16 protein-coding genes are annotated in these 20,823 nt (G+C 62.4%); 4 read left to right on the top strand and 12 right to left on the bottom strand.

The genetic code is table 11. The features are described 5' to 3' along the window. The first annotated feature begins 109 nt into the window (after positions 1-109). The gene (locus PQQ96_RS30215) at positions 110-1,501 is read left to right on the top strand and encodes an MFS transporter (RefSeq protein ID WP_408299435.1); all 1,392 of its coding nucleotides are present in this window, start codon (positions 110-112) and stop codon (positions 1,499-1,501) included. A 101-nt stretch (positions 1,502-1,602) separates the two neighbouring features. Here the strand turns inward: PQQ96_RS30215 and PQQ96_RS30210 are convergent, their stop codons facing one another. From PQQ96_RS30210 to PQQ96_RS30180, 7 genes are all read right to left on the bottom strand, one after another. Further along, positions 1,603-2,805, bottom strand: coding sequence for an osmoprotectant ABC transporter ATP-binding protein OsmV (locus PQQ96_RS30210; RefSeq protein ID WP_408299400.1), 1,203 nt, complete (start codon positions 2,803-2,805; stop codon positions 1,603-1,605). Next, entirely contained in the window at positions 2,802-3,467 is a 666-nt protein-coding gene (locus tag PQQ96_RS30205; RefSeq protein WP_408299399.1) for an ABC transporter permease, read from the bottom strand. Before PQQ96_RS30205 ends, PQQ96_RS30210 begins: the two co-directional genes overlap by 4 nt. A gap of 15 nt (positions 3,468-3,482) precedes the next feature. Beyond that, positions 3,483-4,379, bottom strand: a complete 897-nt coding sequence (locus PQQ96_RS30200) for a glycine betaine ABC transporter substrate-binding protein (protein WP_408299398.1) — start codon at positions 4,377-4,379, stop codon at positions 3,483-3,485. Further along, on the bottom strand, positions 4,376-5,092 hold the full coding sequence (locus tag PQQ96_RS30195) for an ABC transporter permease (protein WP_408299396.1): 717 nt from the start codon (positions 5,090-5,092) through the stop codon (positions 4,376-4,378). Before PQQ96_RS30195 ends, PQQ96_RS30200 begins: the two co-directional genes overlap by 4 nt. Before the next feature lie 1,075 nt (positions 5,093-6,167). Continuing rightward, entirely contained in the window at positions 6,168-6,968 is an 801-nt protein-coding gene (gene scpB, locus PQQ96_RS30190) for a methylmalonyl-CoA decarboxylase (protein WP_408299394.1), read from the bottom strand. 306 nt (positions 6,969-7,274) lie between these two features. Next, positions 7,275-8,534: a CaiB/BaiF CoA transferase family protein gene (locus PQQ96_RS30185; protein WP_408299392.1), complete on the bottom strand. Its 1,260-nt coding sequence runs from the start codon at positions 8,532-8,534 to the stop codon at positions 7,275-7,277. Positions 8,535-8,706: 172 nt separating this feature from the next. After that, positions 8,707-10,035: an MFS transporter gene (locus PQQ96_RS30180; protein WP_408299390.1), complete on the bottom strand. Its 1,329-nt coding sequence runs from the start codon at positions 10,033-10,035 to the stop codon at positions 8,707-8,709. 175 nt (positions 10,036-10,210) lie between these two features. On the opposite strand from PQQ96_RS30180, the gene PQQ96_RS30175 reads away from it, so the two are divergent. After that, a complete protein-coding gene (locus tag PQQ96_RS30175) occupies positions 10,211-11,128 on the top strand; it encodes a LysR substrate-binding domain-containing protein (RefSeq protein WP_408299388.1) in 918 nt (305 codons plus the stop codon). 104 nt (positions 11,129-11,232) lie between these two features. On the opposite strand, the gene PQQ96_RS30170 is transcribed toward PQQ96_RS30175, so the two are convergent. After that, positions 11,233-12,132: a DMT family transporter gene (locus PQQ96_RS30170; RefSeq protein ID WP_408299386.1), complete on the bottom strand. Its 900-nt coding sequence runs from the start codon at positions 12,130-12,132 to the stop codon at positions 11,233-11,235. Between the two features lie 160 nt (positions 12,133-12,292). Between PQQ96_RS30170 and PQQ96_RS30165 the strand changes: the two genes are divergently transcribed. Then, the gene (locus PQQ96_RS30165) at positions 12,293-13,216 is read left to right on the top strand and encodes an AraC family transcriptional regulator (protein WP_408299384.1); all 924 of its coding nucleotides are present in this window, start codon (positions 12,293-12,295) and stop codon (positions 13,214-13,216) included. A gap of 23 nt (positions 13,217-13,239) precedes the next feature. On the opposite strand, the gene PQQ96_RS30160 is transcribed toward PQQ96_RS30165, so the two are convergent. From PQQ96_RS30160 to PQQ96_RS30145, 4 genes are all read right to left on the bottom strand, one after another. Then, positions 13,240-16,260, bottom strand: a complete 3,021-nt coding sequence (locus tag PQQ96_RS30160; RefSeq protein WP_408299383.1) for an FAD-binding and (Fe-S)-binding domain-containing protein — start codon at positions 16,258-16,260, stop codon at positions 13,240-13,242. Positions 16,261-16,284: 24 nt separating this feature from the next. After that, on the bottom strand, positions 16,285-17,034 hold the full coding sequence (locus PQQ96_RS30155; RefSeq protein ID WP_408299381.1) for a 2-keto-4-pentenoate hydratase: 750 nt from the start codon (positions 17,032-17,034) through the stop codon (positions 16,285-16,287). Between the two features lie 37 nt (positions 17,035-17,071). Next, positions 17,072-18,358 carry an MFS transporter gene (locus PQQ96_RS30150; protein ID WP_408299379.1) on the bottom strand — a complete coding sequence of 429 codons (1,287 nt, stop codon included), beginning with the start codon at positions 18,356-18,358 and terminating at the stop codon, positions 17,072-17,074. Positions 18,359-18,603: 245 nt separating this feature from the next. Continuing rightward, positions 18,604-19,824 carry a pyridoxal-phosphate-dependent aminotransferase family protein gene (locus tag PQQ96_RS30145; protein WP_408299377.1) on the bottom strand — a complete coding sequence of 407 codons (1,221 nt, stop codon included), beginning with the start codon at positions 19,822-19,824 and terminating at the stop codon, positions 18,604-18,606. 161 nt (positions 19,825-19,985) lie between these two features. Between PQQ96_RS30145 and PQQ96_RS30140 the strand changes: the two genes are divergently transcribed. Then, entirely contained in the window at positions 19,986-20,711 is a 726-nt protein-coding gene (locus PQQ96_RS30140; protein ID WP_408299433.1) for a GntR family transcriptional regulator, read from the top strand. The last annotated feature ends 112 nt before the right edge of the window (positions 20,712-20,823 follow it).

Here is a 20,823-nt window from a genome sequence, read left to right as displayed (position 1 = left end):
ATTGCATTCACTTATGTGACTAGACTTCGTCGATCGATTCGATTCAATTGCCGCTCTAGCCTGAGGAAGTGTGATGACCGAATGCGCCGCTGAACAACCGCTGCCCACCATGCGAGCCGACACGGAGCGGTCCGCCAGGCCGCGCCTGACGCTCGCGCTGGTGGCGAGCGGCATGTTCATGGCCGTGCTCGACACCACCATCGTCAACGTCGCCCTGCCCGCGATGCACGCCAGCCTGGGCGCGTCCGTGGGCGGTCTCGCGTGGATCGTCGATGCTTACACACTGAGCTTTGCCGCGCTGATCCTCGCGGGCGGCGTCGCGTCCGACCGTTTCGGTGCGAAAGCGGTATATCTGTGGGGCCTGGCGCTGTTCGTCGCGGCCTCGGCGGCTTGCGGGTTGGCGCCGAACGTCGGCGCGCTGGTAGTCGCGCGTTTCGTGCAGGGCAGCGGCGCGGCGTTATTCCTGCCGGCATCGCTCGCCATCGTGCGCAGCACCTTCGACGACCCGGTCGAACGCGGCCGCGCTATCGCCGCGTGGGCGGGGATCGCCTCGATAGCGGCGGCGATCGGGCCGGTGCTAGGTGGCCTGCTCGTGCAAGGGTTCGGCTGGCGCAGCGCGTTTCTGATCAACGTACCGACCGGCCTGGTTGCGTTCGCGGGTGCATGGATCGTCGTCCGTCATTCGACGCGCAGCGTCGGCCGCCATTTCGACTGGGGTGGGCAACTGGCGAGCATCGTCGCGCTCGGGGCGCTCTGCTATGCGGCGATCGAATTGCCGTCGCGCGGGATCGCCGCCCACGAGGTGTGGGGCGCGGCGCTGCTCGCCGTGCTGGCAACGCTGACGCTCGTCGCCGTCGAGCGGCGCGCGCATCATCCGATGGTCCCGATCGAGTGGTTTCGCAACCGCATGTTCGTAACGATGAATGCGATGGGGACGCTCGTCTACGTTGGCTACTTCGGATTGTTGTTTGAGTTGAGTTTGTATCTGCACGGCCAGTTCGGCTTCAACGCGCGGCAGATCGGGCTCACGCTGTTGCCGCTCGCCGGCAGCCTGTCGCTCGGCAATGTGCTGGCGGGCAGGTTGCATGGGCGCTTCACCGCGACGCAGTTCATGACAACGGGACTCGTACTGGCCGCTGTTGCCGTACCGGCGATGGCGATGAGTCTGGAATGGCGCGCGCCTTGGGTCGTCACGTATGCCGCGATGGTGATGTTCGGCGGTGGGACGGCACTGTCGGTACCGCCGATGATTTCGACGGTGCTGGAACAGGTGCCCGGAGAGTTGGCCGGCGTGGCATCCGGCTTGCTGAATGCGCTGCGGCAGGCAGGAGGTCTGGTCGGTGTCGCGATGGCAGGTGCGGCGACGATTCTAGCGCCGCATGTGTCGGCGGCGTTGTGGTGGGTTGCTGCGATGGGGTTGGTGACGTATGCAAGTGCAGCGGTTTTGGCGGCGTTCGCGGCCTTCGCGCCGGGATGGAGCGAAGGCCGACGTGCGGCTTAAGTTTTTTGCTCGACTGGCGCGGCCGGATGCGGCCGCCCATTGCCTGATGTCGTTGCTTGCGCGCTGCCCGTCGCCCGTTCAACCAGCGGCGGTTCCCGACCTCAAGCGTGTTCTGACGCCGCAGCTTGCGCAGCAGCGGCTTCCGCCGCCACCACGGCCGGCGACACGATCGCCGGCTGACCGCTCTGCTGGCGCGACCGGCCCGAGCTCAGATAGTCGGCGATCGAATCCTGCGTGACTTCGCCGACGTATCGACCGTCGCTATCCAGCACCGGCATCCATGACGAGTTGAACTGATACATCTTCGACAGCACGATGCGCAGATGCTCCTCAGCGCTCACCGTCGCCTTGAACTCAGTCAGATGCTCGCCGCACACGCCCTGCCCCGCGCGCGCCGCACGGCGCGTCACGTAACCGAGCGCCTGCTGGTTGTCATCGACGATGGTCAGGTAGCGGCTATCACTGTCGTCCATTATCTGGAACGCGCGCATAACCGGCGTATCGGCACGTGCGGTTTCCGGTTGCGTCGCGGCGTCACCGGCCTTGATCAACAACAGACGCTTCAACGTGCTGTCCTGACCGACAAACGCGCCGACAAACTCATCACGCGGATGCGCGAGCAGCGTGTCCGGGTGATCGTATTGCACGAGTTGGCCGCGACGGAACACGGCGACACGGTCGCCGAGCTTGATCGCCTCGTCGATGTCGTGGCTCACCATGATCACCGTCTTGTTCAACTGACGCTGCATCTGGAAAAACTCGTTCTGGATCGACTCGCGATTGATCGGATCGACCGCGCCGAACGGCTCGTCCATCAGCAACACCGGCGGGTCGGCCGCCAATGCGCGAATCACGCCGATCCGCTGCTGCTGGCCGCCTGACAACTCACGCGGATAGCGCTTCAGATACTGCTTCGGATCGAGCGCGACCATCGACATCAGTTCAGTCGCGCGTTCGCGGCAGCGCTTCTTGTCCCAGCCCAGCAAGCGCGGCACGACCGTGATGTTCTCTTCGATCGTCATGTTCGGGAACAGGCCGATCTGCTGAATCACGTAACCGATGTGACGGCGCAATTCCACTTCGTTCAGGCCCGAGGTGTCCTCGCCATTGATCAGCACGCGGCCCGAAGTCGGCGCGATCAGACGGTTGATCATCTTCAACGTGGTGGTCTTGCCGCAGCCTGACGGTCCGAGAAACACGCAGATTTCTCCTTCGCCGACGGTGAGGCTCACCGAGTCGACGGCGCGTACCTGCTGGCCGTCCTTCTGCGTAAACGTCTTGGTCAGTTGGTCGAGTGCGATCATGTCTTTTGTACTCCCTTCGGTGTCAGCAAGCGTTGCAGCGCTTGCAGCAGCAAGTCGGCGACGATCGCGAGCACGCTCACGAGCACGCTCACGAGCACGGCGCCCACCAGTAGTATCATCATGTTGCTCTGGCCGATCGCACGGATAATCAGCGTGCCGAGGCCGCCCGCGCCAATCACCGCGGCAATCGTCATCACGCCGATGTTCATCACCACCGCCGTGCGCACGCCGCCAAGAATCACCGGCACCGCGAGCGGCAAGTCGACGAGACGCAGCCGTTGCCAGTCCGTCATGCCAATGCCGATACCGGCTTCCTTGATGCCGGCGTCGACGTTACGCAACGCAAGGTACGTATTGCGCATGATCGGCAGCAGCGAATAGAGGAACACGGCAGTGATCGCCGGCACCGCGCCGATGCCCTGACCGAAGCGCGAGAACACGGGAATCATCAAGCCGAACAGCGCGATCGACGGTAGCGTCAGCACCACGGTTGCGATGCTCAGCAACGGCGCGGCGAGCCACTCGTGGCGATTGATCAGGATACCCAGGGGTACGCCGACGACAATCGCGCAACCCACCGCGATCCCCACCAGCCACACGTGTTGCGCGGTGAGTTGCAGCAGTTCCGGCCAGTTGGCCGATAGATAGTCGAATACAGTCATGTTTTAAGTCTCCGCTCAGGGCAGCTTGTGCGTGCGCAGGAATTCCGCGGCGACTTCGCGCACCGGCTTGCCGTCGATGTCGACCTGCTTGTTCATCTCCAGCATCGCGTCGTTGTTCAGCGCGTCGGATAGCGCGTTCAACTGCGTGGCTAGTTGCGGGTTCTGGTCGAGGATCGCCTTGCGTACCACCGGCGTCGCGTTATACGCCGGGAAGTAGTGGCGATCGTCTTCGAGCGGCACGATGTTGAAGCCCTTCACACGGCCGTCCGTTGTGTAGATCAGACCGATCGGCACCTGGTTGTTATGCAACGCGGTGTAGACGAGACCCGGATCCATCTGACGGGTTTCCGCGCGGCTGAACTGCATACCGTAGGCGGCTTCGAGCGGCTTCAAACCGTCCGGACGATTGGCGAACTCCGCATCCATCGCGAACACGTGCTTCTTGTTGGGCTCAGCGGCGATCTTCGCCGCGAGTTGCGAGATCGTGCGAATGCCAGTTTGTTGCGCCACCTGCTGCGGCAGGCCGAGCGCGTACGTGTTGTTCAGCGGCGACGCATTGAGCCACACGAGGCCGCGTTTTGCATCGAGCGCCTTTACGCGTTCGTACATCGTCTTCGGATCGAGCTTCTCGGTGATCTTGTTGTAGACGATGGCGGCGGTGCCGGTGTATTCCCACACCACATCGACCTGGCCGTTCTCCTGCGCACTGCGCAGCAACGTGCTGCCGAGACCGGTACGGGCGTCGATCGTGTAGCCCTTCGAGCGCAGGTACTGCGAGGTGATTTCGGTCAGAACGTATTGCTCGGTGAAGTTCTTGCCACCGAGCACCAAGGTGGCCGCACTTGCATGAAGGTTGGTGACGAGCAGCGCACCGGCTGCGATCCAGCGGCTACGTTTGAACAGATTCATCATGCCGTCACCCCGCGTCGTGCGAGCAGGTAGCGGCTGCCGGCCGAGACGATGCCGTCGAGCACCAGCGCGAGAATCGCCGTGGCCGCGGCGCCGAGCAACAGCTGCTGCTGATTGTCCAGGTAGATGCCTGGGAAGATCAGTGTGCCGAGGCTGTCGGCGCCGATCAGATACGCGAGTGGCGCGCTGCCCACGTTGATCGCGAGCGCCGTGCGCACACCGCCGATAATGATCGGCATCGCGTTGGGCAACTCGACGCGCATCAGCGACTGGCAGCCGGTCATGCCGAGACCGCGGGCTGCTTCACGCAACGCGGGCGATACGTTTTTCATGCCTTCGTAAGTGTTACGGGTGATTGGCAGCAACGATGCGAGGAACAGTGCGACCAGCGCCGGAATATCGCCGATGCCGAAGATGCCGAGCGCAATCGCCAGTACTGCCAATGATGGAATCGTGTTGCCGATGTTGAAGATCTGCATGAAGCGTTCTGCATGACGCGCGAACGACGGACGGCTGAGCAGCACGCCGCAGGGGATGCCGACAAGCAGCGCGAGCGCCATCGAATAGCCGACCAGCAGCAGGTGCCGCTTCGTGTAGTAGACGAGATCGGGCGCGTACTGGTGCAGTGCGTGGGGGTCGATCGCGCGGCACAGCAATGCGACGACAATGCCGATGGCGACAAGACTGCCGATCAGTCTGGCAGGACGTTGAATCATGAAGATGCGCCTCCTTGTTCGAGCGACGCGCGGAAATAGCCACGCCGCACAGGCGTCGTGATGACGCTGCGAATGGGAAGTTCGGGACGCGGCTAGTGCCGCGAATTGAACCGAGTGGTGCCGAGGGGGTTTGTTTTTTGCCTCGGCGCGAGGGCGGAGTGTTGAATTCGCCTTCGGTGGCTTGCCGGTTGTTTCGCAACCGGCTGGTGCCAGATCCATCGATGATGTTTGGATAGCTGCGCTGGGCGGCTTTCCGGTTTTTACTGGGGTTTGGGGCCCCTTGAGATGCTGGTTTTTTACCTGCAGTGGGCTGAGTGCGGTTTGCTGCTAATTTGCATTCAACCCCTTCTAACTTAGGCTATGTAGCTGGGATTTCACGGTTAGGGTGAGGGGATTATACGGGGGTTGGGAGGGTTCGTCTACCCATGTGGTTAATTCATAGGTTTTTGAGGTTGTTGCTTTGTGTGTCTGTGGCGGTGGCCTTTTCTTGTTTTGTTTGCCTTCGCGGCGCTTGTTTTTGTGTGCCTGCGGCGGTGGCCTTTTCTTGGTTTGTCTGCCTGCACGGCGCGTTGTCTGTATGCCTGCGGCGTTGGCCTTTCCTTGTTTTCTCAGTGGTTTATTAGCGTCGCCCCTGTGCGGGGCAGGCACCTACTTTTCTTTGCCTGCTGCAAAGAAAAGTAGGCAAAAGAAAGCAGCTTAATCCGCTAACTCTTAAGCGGGTCCCCTGGCTTGGAGTGGGTAGTGGTGCATCTGGAATCCGTGCTCCCGCACATTCCGCGTGAGTGACAAAGCAGTCATTCTTCCGGCGGCGCTGCGCGCGCCGAAGGGTCCTTCATAGAGCCACCCCGGCCGCCCTCTCGGCGCATGTGGATTGCCCAGTAAAGCACTAGCAAATGCGCGCTTTGCGCTTTTCTCTCCCCCGGAAAAGCTCACCTATGATGTCTTCGGCCCACTTCCTCGCTCCCGAAAAGGCTCACCTCTCGTCCTGTCGGTGCGGGCGCAATCGATCAGAACATCACCGCTGCTTCAAGCGCTCTCCCCCAAACGACGGCATCCGCTCCGGCAAACGCCTTGTTCACTTGCCCCCAAACACCGGGGGCCGTCTCTCTGAAAACGCCGTGAGCCCCTCGCTGAAATCAGCACTTTCACACGCCTGCCTGCGCAGTTCGGCAATCTGTTCCATCGCTTGCACAGGCATGGGCTGCAGGTCTTCAAGTATCCGCAGTTGTTCCTTCACGGCCTGGATCGCCAGAGGCGCTTTGCTCGCGATTCCGCGCGCCATTTCAAGGGCCGTTGCTTCCAGCTTGTCGCCGTCGACCAGACGGTTGATCACGCCGAAACGCTCGGCGCGCGCGGCGTCGAGTGGCTGCGCACTGAAGAACATCTCCTTCAATACATGAATCGGTAAGTTGTTGAAGAAACGGAGCAGGCCGCTCGTCGTATAGGGCAAGCCAATGTTCGCCGGCGTCATCGCGAAACGCGCACTGCTATCTGCAACAACAAGGTCGCAACTCATCGCCAGATCGACAGCGCCGCCCCACGCGGAGCCCGACACCATCGCGATCACCACGCCCGGGTACGCACGCACGCGGCGTAACACCTGCTCCAACGGCTTACCGTAGGCAATCGGATCGCGGTCGTTTGCCAACTCTCCAAGATCGTGACCCGCGCTCCAAACGTCCTGTCCAACGCCGCTGCCTAGTATCACGACCGGTATCCGCTTCGCAGCAAGATCGACAAGGTGCGAGTCAAGCGCCTGCAACAACTCCGCGCTCAACGCATTCCGGCGCGTAGGATGACTGAACGTCAAACGTGCAATCCGCTCATCCACAATATCGACCGTTACTACAAACGGCGATGCGTTCGGTGTGTTCATCGTGTGACCCCTACAGCATGTTCCAAAGTTCGTGATCTGCTCATTGCACAATTCCAGCAGCGTATTCCAAGTTTTTCGGCGCGTTTAGTGCGCGACTCTCACAGCCCTGTTTCGAGTTTTGCGCAGGGCTCATAGCGCGGGCCCCGCAGCATGTTCCAAGGTTTGCAGCCCGCTCATTGCGTAACGCCTGCACCGCGCTTCAAGTTTTGCACGGTGCTTATTGCACCATCTAGTAGCCGGGTTGCGAATTTTTCGCCAGTGCTCATCGCGCGGCCGGTGCAGCAGGTTCCAACGTTCTCGGCCCGCTCATTGCGTCACTCCGTCCGCGCGTTCCCGAGCCTTCTCCGACGACAGATGGCCACCCTGTTGGTACACCGCCTTCGCGGCAAGCAGCGCCTCAATCGAGTCCTCGTCGAAACCCGCCCCGCGCAATACATCGACAGTATGTTCGCCAAGACCCGGCGGCGCATGCCGGCTGACGTGATGCGAAGAATCGCCCGCCACCGCCGAACTCGACACCGGCGTCACAACCTGGCGCAGCGCGCCAAGCGTCGGGTGTTCAACCGTTTCCACTAATCGGCAGTGCTGCACCTGCGGATCAGCGAACACTTCATCCAACGTATTGATCGGGCCCGCGGGCAGCCCGACGCCAATAAACAGTTCCGTCCACTCCCTTTTACTGCGCGTCTTCAACCGTGCTTCCAACGCAACCTTCAACTCGTCACGATGCGCAACGCGGGCTTCGTTAGTCGCGAAGCGCGGGTCGACCGGCAACGTCGGCAAATCGAGCAATTGGCACAGGCGCAGCCACATGTCCGCCGTGATCGGCGCGATGTTGAGCGGGCCGTCGGCGGTTTCGAACACGCCATAAGGTGCGATCACCGAATGCGCGTTGCCGGTGCGGCGCGGAATATCGCCGAGGCTCAGGTAGCGCTGGCCATGCACGCTCAGCAGCCCCACCAGACTCGCGAGCAATGACGTGCTCACATGCTGGCCTCGCCCGGTTCGCTCGCGCTCCAATAACGCCGACAGGATCGCCATCGCGAGCCACATGCCCGAGCTCAGGTCGCCAATCGCGGTGCCGGTGCGCGTGGGGTCGCCATCGGCGAAACCGGTCAGGCTCATCAACCCGGAATAACCTTGCGCGATCTGGTCGAAACCCGGCCAACCGCTCATCGGACCATCGGCGCCGAACGCGTTGATGCTGCCCATCACCAGCCGCGGATTGCGCGCGCTGAGGACGTCATAGCCGAGTCCCATGCTGTCGATGGTGCCAGGCTTGAAGTTCTCGATCACCACGTCGGCATCGTCGATCAGGCGGTGGATCGCGGCCAGTCCTTCCGGCTTGCGAAAGTCCATGCACACGCCGCGCTTGTTGCGATTGCAGGAGAGATAGTAGGTACTCACGCCCCGGTCGAACGGTCCCCAGGTTCGGCTCATGTCGCCGCCCGGCCCCGGCTCGACCTTGATGACGTCCGCGCCGAGATCGGCCAGCACCATCGAGCAGAACGGCCCAGACAGCGCACGGCTCAGTTCGACGACCTTGATTCCTTGTAACGCTTGCATTCAGTTCTCCAACGAATTGATGACGGCTGCGGATAGCCCGCGTGATGCGCCCACGCAATGCCTGAAGCGCCCGATAACCCGCGCGAAAAGTCCGAGTGACACTCCCGCGCTATGCCCGCAGCGTCCGATGACCAGTGAGGACAGCACGAGCAATGCTGCGCCCGACGACGCACTATTCCGGCAGCGTCTGATGACGGGTCTCGACAGCGAACGGCAAGATCAGCAGGCCGATCACAAAGGCCACCGCGGTCCACGCAATCGGTAGCCCGAGCGAACCTTCCCAATGAATCGCGGCAGCCAGCAGGAAGTTCACACCGGCACCGAGCAGGCGGCCCACCGACGCATTAAAGGCAAACGCGGTAGCGCGGATCCGGGTCGGGTATTGCTCCGGCAGCCATAACGAAAAGATCGCGAAATTGCCGCCGAAAAAGCCAAGGAACAGCAGCGACACCATGAACAGGTTGAGGCCGTTCGGCAGATAGAAGACCCAGCCGAAGGCAAACACGATCGACACGGCCATACCGGCAAAGTACGTCCCAAGCGCGACGCGGCGCCCCAACCGTTCCGCGAGCCACGGCGCGACGAGACACCCGAGGATCGTCCCCACCGACAGCACCGCCGCCCCAATCGACGCGAGATGCACGGCGCCGACGCGGTCGATGCCGGCGCGCGTCGCCAGGGTCACGACCGCGCTCGCTTCGTAGACCGACCCGGCCCACAAGCCGATGATCGCAACACCCACCAGGCTCGCACTCGTCAACGTGCGACGCCGATAAGCCGGCGAGAATATCTCCATCAGCGGCCGGCGCTTGGGCACGGCTTCGGCGTTCGTCTGACCGAGGCCATGCGTGGCCTTGCGCCACTGACCCGGCTCCTTCACCCTGAGCACCGTGAAAATCGCCAGCAACGCCGGAGCGAGACCGCACAGGAACATCGCGCGCCAGCCGTATGTCGCACCGACCGTATAGTTCAGCAAAGCGGCAAGGAAGAATCCGACGTAATAACCAGTCTGCAGATAGCCCGCGCCCATCTTCCGGCGATCTTCCGGCCAGCTCTCGGCGACATAAGTCCCCGCCAGCGCCCATTCGCCACCCACGCCGATGCCCGCAATCAGCCGGAACGCGGCCAACTCCCAGACGTTGTGTGCGAACGCCGCGGCGCCGGTGAACACCGAGTAGATCAGGATGCTGGCAGCAAGCGTCTTGACCCGCCCGAAGCGGTCGGCGAGCGGCCCCCAGATGAACGACAGCCCCCAGCCGATCAGAAACAACGCGAACAGAATCGAGCCGTACATGCCGAGATTGCCGGGCGTCGCGGCAATGCCGGAGACGGGCAGCAACTCGGTGAGCGCCGGAATCAGCACGAGCGCGTAGATCACCGAATCCACGCCGTCCAGCACCCATCCCGAGTAAACCGCCCAGAAGCCGCCGATCTGCTCGCGGGTGAGGGGCGTGCGCCGGGGCTTGAGCCCGGGCGTCGATGCAGCCATCGCTTTGGACATCCTTGTCTCCTAGCCGGCAGACGCCGGCCGTTCTGAAGTGGCGCCGGACAGCTCAGGCGGGGCACGCTTCGGTTTTTTGTAGATTGAGTATAAGAACGCACTCGATAATCTAAAAATATGATATTTCTCTAGCTCGATCGGATTTCGTTATGGGATGAGGGGGCGAGCGACGCACATGGATCTGCGGCAACTGCGGTATTTCGTCAAAGTGGTGGAGTGCGGCAACGTCACGCGCGCGAGCGAAGCGTTGCATATCGCGCAGCCCGCGATCAGCCAGCAGATGCGCAATCTGGAGCGCGATCTGGGGATGCAGTTGCTCGAGCGCAGCGTGCAGGGCGTGGCGCCCACAGCAGCCGGGCAAACGCTTTACCGGCACGCCATCGAGTTACTGCGGCAGGCCGACAGCACGCGTGAACTGCTGCGGCAGGACGCCGAGCTGCCGCAGGGCAGAGTGTCGGTCGCCATGCCGTCGAGCACGGCGCGAATGGTGGCGATCCCGCTTGCACGCACGATTCGCGACCGTTACCCCGGCATTGCGCTGGAGTTGGTCGAAGCACCGAGCGCGGAGCTCGGCAGTCTGATCGGTAGCGGACGCGTGGAACTGGCCGTCGTGGTGGACGCGGTCGAAACGCGCGGGGTCGCCGCGCAAAGGCTGCTCACCGAGGCGCTCTATCTGATTGCGTGGCCGGAGTTTGAGATGCCACGCGAACCGGTGTCGATCAGCGAACTCGCGCGCATGCCGCTGATCCTGCCGAGCGCGCCGAATACGATTCGCAGCCGCGTCGAGTGGGCTCTACGCGAAGCCGGACTGCCGTGCGAGATTCTGTTCGAGGCCAGTTCCACCGCCTTGCTGTTCGCGGCGGTGATGGCGAAGCTAGGCGTGACGATCCTGCCGTGGACGGCTGCCCACGTCGAACTCGATGAGCACAAGCTCAAACTTGCCAAGGTCGATCATCGGTTGTTCTCGCGCGACCTGTCGCTCTGCTGGCACGACACGGCGTTACTGAGCAACGCCGTGCAGAAGGTCAAGGCGACGATACTCGAACTGTTCGACAGCCTTGGCAAGCGGCCGGAGTGGACGGCGGCGGATTAGGGACAGCGCCCATCGAAAACGCCTCCTCCGAGGCGCATCGTCCAAAGCGCCGTCATTCAAGTTGCCATCCTGTGGGATTGCCGGCGCACCCAGGGCCCACGCCCTCAGGACGCCCTCACCCGCCGCACAAAGAGTCGGCGCGTGAGATCGAACGCCACCAGATTCCCGGCCACCACCAACAGGAGCCCGAGCACCGCCAGCGCGGACCATCGATAGCCCTCGAATATCGTCGACGCCACCAGCGCCACAATCGGAAACAGCACGGTGCAGTAGGCGGCCCGCTCCGGTCCGAGCCGCCCGACCAGCATCAGGTACGCGGTAAAGCCAATCACCGAGCCGAACACGGCCAGATAAACAAGCGCGCCGAGATAACGCGCGTCAGGCTCGATGGCGAAAGAAAAACCGGCCAGCGCGCTGCCCACCGTCAGGATGCCGGCGCCGATCAGCATCGCCCAGCTATTGGTGGCGAACGGGTGCAAACCCATCGATTGCATCCGGCTCGATAGCAGATTGCCGGCCGAAAAGCACAAGGTGCCAAGGAACGCGATAGCCAGTCCCAGCCACACCGCGTGGTCGCCCAGGTGTCCCGCCATCTGCTGGACGAACAGGCACACGATACCGACGAGCCCCAACGCCGCACCGGCAATCGCGGACGGTTGCAAGGGACGGCCCATGAAGAGCCGGCCGTTGATCGAATTCAGCAGCGGCGCGGTGGAAAACACCACCGCGACGAGGCCACTCGGCACCACCTGTTCGGCATAGTAGAAGCACAGAAAGTTGAGGCAGAAGAGCGCCAATCCTTGCGCGGCCAGAAAGCGCCATGCGGCGCGCGGCGGCCAGATCGGCCGGCGCATGATGCGCAGCAGCGCGAACAGCACCAGCGCCGCGATCCAGAAACGCCACGCAATCGACACCGGCGGCGGCACCGCACCCAGTTGCCATTTGATGGCGATCCACGTGGTGCCCCAGATCAGCACGGTGACGGCATAGAGCGAAAGATTCATGGCGAAGCCTGCAGCAGCAAGAAGCGGTGATTCCACTATGCTGCAGCGCCGGCGGCCGCACTTGTCCAGGATTGCGCATTTTCTGGGCGGTCCGCGCGGCTGGCGGCGGCTCGCCCTATACTGGCATTTACCCTGCCATCGACTGCATGCCGCTCGTTCCGTGAACGCCAGACCGCCCGCCCCCGTGATCGAATCCACCGAAACGCCGTTCGGCCTTCAGTCGGTCTGTCACACGCTGCGCGACGCCAACGCGAATCTCGAACGGTTCGCGTGGCTGGGCGACCGGCTCGCCATCGCCCTCTGGACCCGCGACACCGAGGAAGCCGAGACCATCTATGAGCGGCCCGGTCATCACACGCTGTCGTGCTATCTGGATGGCGGCTATCGCACCGAGCGTCAGAAGATGCCCGGGCGCTACGGCGCGCCGTCGCGGCTCTGCGCATTGCCCGGCGAGCATGAATCGCGATGGTGGGTGCGCGGCCACATGCATTTCATGCATCTTTACTTTCTGCCCGAACACTTCACGCAGCGCGCCGTGCAGGAACTCGATCGCGAGCCGCGCGAACTCACGCTTGCCGATCGCACCTATTTCGAAGACGCCCGCATCGCGAGCCTGTGCCAATCGCTCGCCAATGAAGACTGGCAGGACCCGGATGGCCTGCTGCGAACCAATGAAACCGCGCATCAGGTGCTGAGTCTGCTGCTGCGCGCACAAGGCGTGCGCCGCACGGACGCGTCGCTCAAGGGCGGTCTGTCGGTCGCAACCCGGCGGCGCTTGCGCGACTACATCGAGAACCATCTCGCGCAAACGCTCACGCTCGGCGAGCTTGCCGGCGTAGCGGCGCTGTCCGAATTTCATCTGGCGCGTATGTTCCGCGCGTCGTTCGGACTACCGCCTGCTGCCTGGATCGCGCAGCAACGGCTCGAACGCGCACGCACGCTGCTGCGCACCACGAGACTGCCGCTTGCGCAAGTCGCCGAACAATGCGGCTATGCGAACGCCAGCCATTTCAGCCACCGTTTTCGTGAAGGCGTCGGCGTGGCGCCGACGGTGTATCGGCAGGTGGTCAGCGCGCAGTCGTGACGGGTGCGCTGATCCGGCCGACCTCACTTCAAAGCCATCGCCAGCACGCGCGCCACATGGATCGCGTCGACACCCGCTCCATCATGAATCTGATGGCGGCAGCTCGTGCCGTCTGCAACCATCACCGTATTGCCGTCGATCTTGCGCACCGCGGGCAGCAGTGACAGCTCCGCCATCGCCTGCGATGTCGCGTAGTGCTCGGCCTCGTAGCCAAAGCTGCCCGCCATACCGCAGCACGATGACTCGACCGTCGACACTTTCAGTTCAGGAATCCAGTTCAGTACGGTCTGCACGGGCGTGAACGCATCGAACGCCTTCTGATGGCAATGACCGTGTACGAGCGCCTGCTCCTTCGCCAACGGCTTCAACGCAAGCTGCAAGCGCCCGGCGTTTTCCTCGCGCACCAGAAACTCTTCGAACAGAAACGCCTGCTTCGAAAGCCGTTGTGCTTCTTCACCGAAACCGTAGTGCAGAAACTCGTCGCGTAACGACAGCAAACACGACGGCTCCAACCCGACAATCGGCACGCCACGCTCCACAAACGGTTTGAACAGATCGAGCATGCGCCGCGCTTCCTGCTTCGCTTCATCGACCAAACCGGCCGCGAGGAAGGTGCGCCCGCAACACACCGGCCGCTCGCCCTGGCGCGTATTGAAGTGCACCGTGTAACCGGCAGCCTCGAGCACCTGTTGCGCGGCGCGCGCGTTTTCAGGTTCCATGTTGTTGTTGAATGTGTCGACGAACAGCAGCACTTCTTTCAGCGCGCCGCCTTGGGTCCGTTTGCCCGGCACTGCGTTAGAGAGAAACGATTTCTTGAAGCGCGGCAGCGTCCGTTCAGGCGCGAAACCAACCGAGCGTTTGAACCACGCAGACAACACCGGCACGTTATCAGCCAACGCCATCAGACCCGGCATGCGGCTCGCCGCGGCGGCATAGCGCGGCATGAAAGCCACCAACCTGTCACGCAGACGCAGCCCGTGCCGTTTGACGCGCGCCGCCCGCGCCTCGATCTTGAACTTCGCCATGTCGACGCCCGTGGGGCAATCGCGCTTGCAGCCTTTGCACGACACGCAGAGGTCGAGTGTGTCCTTGACGTCATCGCTGGCGAGTCCTGCTTCGCCGAGTTGCCCGGAGATGGCTAGACGCAAGGTGTTCGCGCGTCCTCGCGTCACATGTTGCTCATCCTTCGTCACGCGATAACTCGGGCACATCGTGCCCGCATCGAACTTGCGGCAATGGCCGTTGTTGTTGCACATCTCGACGGCCTTCGCGAGACCGCCAGACAGATCGTTGCCACTGCCCGGCAGCGTCTCCTGCCCCGTCAGCGGATCGCGTTCGAGGTTCCATGCCGACCAGTCGAGCGCGGTCTCGATCCGATGCGCTTCGTAGCCCGGCGCAAAGCGGAAATTGCGCGTGTCGTCCATCTTCGGCGGACGCACAATCTTGTCGGGATTGAAGCGGTTATCCGGATCGAACAACGCTTTGATTTCGGTAAACGCCTGATTCAGACGCGGCCCGTATTGCCACGCGACCCATTCGCCGCGGCACAAGCCGTCGCCGTGTTCGCCCGAATACGCGCCCTTGTATTCGCGCACCAATGCCGCCGCTTCTTCGGCGATGGCGCGCATCTTCGCCGCGCCGTCGCGCCGCATATCGAGAATCGGCCGCACGTGCAGCGTGCCGACACTTGCATGCGCATACCAGGTGCCTTCCGTGCCGTGACGATGGAACACTTCGGTCAGGCGGCTCGTGTATTCCGCCAGATGTTCGAGCGGCACCGCGCAATCTTCGATGAAGGAGACCGGCTTGCCGTCACCCTTCATGCTCATCATGATGTTCAAGCCGGCTTTACGGACTTCCCACAGCGCTTTCTGTTCGTTCGCGGCAGGCATCTCGACGACCGAATCGGGCAAGCCGAGATCGGCCATCAGTTCAGTGAGTTGTTTGAGCGACGCGAATTGCTGGTCTCGGTTCTCGCCGGCGAATTCCACCAGCAGGATCGCTTGCGGCTCGCCGACCAGCGCCTTCTCGATCACCGGCCGGAAGGCAGGATTGCTCATCGCCAGATCGATCATGGTGCGATCGACCAGCTCCACAGCCACCGGCTTCAGCTTGACGATGTGCTGCGTGAGATCCATCGACTGCCAGAAGGTCGGGAAGTTGACCACGCCAAGCGTCTTATGCGTGGGCAGGGGTGCGAGCTTCAGCGTCAGTTGCCGGCTGAACGCAAGCGTGCCTTCCGAACCGACCAGCAGATGCGCGAGATTCGCGATACCGTCGTCGGTATAAGCGCGCGGGTTCTGGCAATCGAACACGTCGATGTTGTAGCCCGCGACACGACGCAGCACCTTTGGTATGCGTTCGACGATTTCATCACGCTCGCGTTGGGCAATCTGCTTCACGCCTTCCACTATCTGCTGCAAGCGCGCGCGTTGCGGCGCCTCCCGCAATGAGGCGAAACGTGCTTCGCTGCCGTCGGCGAGAATGGCGTCAATCGCGTCGACGTTGTGCACCATATTGCCGTATTCGATCGAGCGCGAGCCGCACGAATTGTTCCCCGCCATGCCGCCGATCGTGCATTGCGCCGCCGTCGAGACATCGACCGGGAACCACAGGCCGTGAGGCTTCAACCATGCGTTCAGATGGTCCAGCACGACACCCGGTTCGACGGTCACCGTGCGCGCATCGGCATCGAACTCGACGATGTTATTCAGCCACTTGCTGGTGTCGATCACCAGCGCCTCGCCGACGGTCTGGCCGCATTGGCTCGTGCCCGCCCCGCGTGCGAGAAGCGGGACTTTCTCGCTCCGCGCAATGTCCAGGGCGATGCGCAAATCGTCCTGATCGCGCGGCACCACCACGCCGATCGGCGTGATCTGATAGATCGACGCATCGGTCGCATAACGGCCGCGGCTCGCCGCATCGAACAGCACGTCGCCACGCAATGACTTGCGCAGATGCTGCGCGAGCGGCGTCGTCAGGCGCGCGGCGGACGGCACCAGATGGATCGGCTTGACGAGTAAAGCGGAAGTAGAGTTCGTCATATCGTCGGTCTATAAGAAAACGGGCTAGTACAGCGTCAGGCTGACCGGCGCGAGCCCTTCAATGCGCCCGCTTGCCGTGCCCGCGCTCTGCGGAAAAAACATTCCGGTGTACGAACCGGTGGTGATGACCATATCCGGCGTGACCGCGATGCCGCGCGACGTGGCGTGATTGACAAGCCATGCCAGCAGGCGCCGCGGATCACCGGCCGGATTGGCGGGCGTCGTCTCGACCACGTCACGCCCTTCGAAACTGAAGCGGGCCGACGGCGCCACAAACGGAAAATCCTCGCGATACGGCGCAAATTCGCCGACGATCAGCGCGCCGTGATTCTGCAAATCTGCCAGTTGGGCGAGCTTGTCGACATTGGGCCAGTCGGCGTAACGGCTCGCCACGATCTCGATGGTTGCGCCGAACGAGCCGACGCCTGCGTGGACTTCGGCTTCGCTATAGGGTGTTGTCGATGGCTCGAAGCGACGGCCGAAACGGAATGCGATCTCCAGTTCGAGTCCCAACGGGGTGAAGGCCTCACGCGACAACCGTGCGCCCTCGGCGTGCAAATCGTTCGCAGGCAACGGTGCGCCCTGGATCAGGCCGCTGTCGGACTTCGCGCCGATCTTCCAGCCGCCGATCGGCGCGCCCAGTACGCTCAGGATGTCGTGCTGGACCACGTAGGCGGCGGCGCCGTCCGCAGGCGTTTGCTCCGACGGCAACGCATCGAGCGTCAGATGATTGCGGCGCGCGTCGGCGAGACGTTGACTCAATGGTGTTGTCATTTCTTTGAAGGCGAAGAGAGGGAACGATACATTCCGCTTATGCACCCGCGCCCCTGGTGGCGTGCGCTTTGTCGGCCGCGTTGAGTTCGAATTTGCTTTCCGGCTGCATTCGGAACGCGAGCACCACGCCGATCGCCATCAACAGCATGCTGCCAACGAACGGCAACTCCCAGCTACCGAAGTAGTCGATCAGGAATCCGCCGACCACCGGCGAGATGATCGCGGCCAACGCCGAGCCGGTGTTCATCATGCCGCTCGCGGTGCCGGAGTATTCCGGCGCGATGTCCATCGGAATCGCCCACATCGGGCCGATCGTCATTTCAGCGAAGAAGAAACCTGACGCGAGACACGCCATCGACAGATACAGGTCGTGCGTGAACATCAGCGGAATCAGCGAGAGCAGACAAAAGAACATGCACACCGACACCATCCAGCTTCGCGCACGCTTCAGGCTGCGGGTCCGCGTAAAGATCCAGTCGGTCACGATGCCGCCAAGCGTGTCGCCGAGTACGCCGGCAAAGAACACGACCGATGCGAAGATCGCCGACTTTTGCAGTTGCAGGTGATAGCTGTGCAGGAAGTACTGCGGAATCCAGCTAAGGAACAGCCACAAGGTCCAGCCGTAGCAGAAGTACACGATCGTGACCGGCCACATGCGGCGAAACAGTTTTCCCCACGGCACGCCGGCTGCTTTGGGCTTCGGCGCGGGCAAGACTTCGAGTTCCTCAGTCGTGATACGCGGATGGTCTTTCGGATGTTCGGTGAACGTGAACGCCCACACCGCCACCCACAGCAGACTGAATACGCCGCAGATATAGAACGATTCGCGCCAGCCCCATGTCGCCATCACGAGCACGATCATGGCCGGCGCCACTGCATTGCCGATCCGCGATGCCGCGTGCGTGATGCCCTGCGCGAAACCGCGCTTTTCTTTCGCGACCCAGCGCGCCATCGCCGATGTGGCCGCGGGAAACGTGGCGCCTTCGCCGAAACCGAGCAACACGCGTGCGGCCAGCAACGAGATCAGGCCGCCTGCGAGCCCGGTCAGCAAAGTTGCAACGCCCCAGATAACGCCGCAGAAAATCAGCGTGCGTTTCGCACCGAAGCGGTCACTGACCCAGCCACCGATGATCTGAAAGATCAGATACGGATAGGCGAAAGCCGAAAACACCAGGCCCACTTCCGTATGCGAGAGGCCGAACTCCTTGCCAAATCCGGCAGCCGCGGTACTGACGTTGACGCGGTCCAGGTAAGTGATGAAGTACATGATGCATAGCATCACTAGAACGATACTGGTCGCACTGCTCACACGAAACCGCTTCATCGTCTCTCTCCATTGCAGTCTTTCGACGGCGCGCCTGGAATGGCGCGCTGCGTCGTCGCCCGTCGGCGACCTGCGCCGCGGGAACATCGCATGTTGTTGATGGGCCGCGTTCTATGCGCGGCTTCATGAGGGAAGTGCTTCCCGCCTTCCCTTGCTGCGAGATGCGCTGATGCGCTCATACGCTGGCGCGCCGAGCGCCTGTGCGCTGTCCAGCAGATGCGCCCGGCGCCCAAGCGCTCACGTGCTCAAGCAGCCGCTCTCAGTCCCGAGGCTTGCGTCGGCTGGCTCAGCCACTCCATAGCAGCAGGCAAGCCGCTTTCCTTAAGCGGCACGCCCGCGAGCCGCAGGCCCATTTCGCAACCGGCCAGCGTCGCCAGCAGCATCAGGTCGTTGCAGTCGCCGAGGTGGCCGATGCGGAACATGCGGCCCTTCATCTTGCCGAGGCCGGTGCCGAGCGACATGTCGAAGCGTTCGTAGATGACCTTGCGCACCGCGTCGGCATCGATGCCCTCGGGCATCATCACGCCGGTCAGCACCGGGCTATACACAGCGGGATCCGCGCACTGGATTTCCAGACCCCACGTGCGAACCGCACGGCGAGTGGCTTCGGCGAGACGCTCGTGACGGGCGAACACGTTGTCGAGCCCTTCGCCGAGAATCATTTCCAGCGCCTCATTGAGCCCGTACAGCAGGTTCGTGTTCGGCGTGTACGGCCAGTAGCCGGTCTTGTTCATCTCGACGATGTCGGTCCAGTCCCAGAAGCTGCGCGGCAGTTTGGCCTGCTTGCTGGCGGCGAACGCCTTCGGCGAGATGGCGTTGAAGCTGATGCCCGGCGGCAGCATCAAGCCCTTTTGCGAACCCGACACGGTGACGTCGACGCCCCATTCGTCATGGCGATAGTCAGCGCAGGCGAGGCCCGAGATCGTGTCGACCAGCAGCAGCGCCGGGTGGCCGGCGGCGTCGATCGCGCGGCGCACGGCGGCGATATCCGAGGTCACGCCCGTCGAGGTTTCGTTATGGACCACGCACACCGCCTTGATCGCGTGCTGTGTGTCGGCGCGCAGGCGCTCCTCGATCATTTGCGGCTGAACTCCACGCCGCCAGCCTTCAATGCCGGGCAGACCGAGGAACTCAGGCTTCAGCCCAAGGCTTTCCGCCATCTTTTTCCACAGCGTGGCGAAATGACCGGTTTCGAACATCAACACGTTGTCGCCGGGGCTCAGCGTGTTCGACAGCGCCGCTTCCCACGCACCGGTGCCGGAGGCCGGATAGATCACCACCGGCTGCTGCGTCTTGAAGATTTTCTTGATGCCTTCGAGCACTTTCAGGCCGAGTTCGCCGAACTCGGGGCCGCGGTGATCGATGGTCGGGTAGCTCATCGCCCGGAGAATCCGATCGGGCACCGGGCTCGGACCCGGGATCTGCAGGAAGTGACGGCCAGCGGGGTGAAAGTCTAGCTTGAGCATTTGGCTCCTCCGATTGAATTTTGCATGCAAAAAACTATATCAGATGATCCGCGCTGTCCCCAAGACGAAAATTGCTTGCTGACACCGGTGTTTACCCGCGCTCTTACCTAATCTTCAACCTTCCGATAAAATCCCGCTTACATGATGTTGAGGGCTTTTGTATGCAAAATTCGGAATTTGATGCGGGTGTGGCCGCTTCCCCGCTGATGCCGAAGGTCGAGCGTCAGCGCTTGCACGACACGGTGGTGGAGCACATTCGCCGCTTTATCGTCGAAGGGGTGCTTGAACCGGGCAAGAAACTGAACGAGCGCGAGTTATGCGAGACGCTTGGGATTTCGCGCACGCCGTTGCGGGAGGCGCTGAAGGTGCTGGCCGCCGAGGGGCTGATCGAGATTTCGCCGAACCGGGGCGCGTCGGTGTCGAAGATGTCGGAAGCGGAGTTGCGCGAGACCTTTGAATTGATGAGTGGTCTTGAGGCTTTTTCCGGCGAGTTGGCGGCGGAGCGGATGACGGCTGCGGAACTTGCCGAGATCAAAGCGTTGCATTACGCGATGCTGGCTTGCCGGACGCAGAATGATCTGGCCGGGTATTACAGCCGCAACCAGGCGATTCACGACAAGATCAATGAGGCGGCGAGGAATTCAGCACTGCGGCAGACTTATGTCGCTGTCAATCGACGCCTGCAGGCGTTGCGGTTCCGGTCGAATTTTCAGATCCCTAAGTGGGATAGTGCGATTCATGATCACGATGAGATGTTGAAGGCGCTTGAGGCGCGAGATGGGAAGAAGTTGAGTTCTATCTTGCGGCAGCATTTGCTGGATAAGCGGGATGCGGTTTTGCAGGTGCAATCGAGGGAGGAGGTGGCGGCTTCGGTGCTGAAGGTATAAGGGTGGTGGCCTGCTCGGCGGTTGGTTTGGGTGTTTGCCTGGATTGTTTGCCTGCGCGGCGCTTTTGTCTGGTTGCCTGCGGCGTTGGGCTTGGCTTGGGTTTTTGCCAGCC

This window comes from Paraburkholderia sediminicola, from assembly GCF_046027825.1.
Classification (GTDB): domain Bacteria; phylum Pseudomonadota; class Gammaproteobacteria; order Burkholderiales; family Burkholderiaceae; genus Paraburkholderia; species Paraburkholderia sediminicola_D.
Note: the sequence above shows the minus strand (reverse complement) of the source record. Positions and strands in the feature narration are given on the sequence as shown.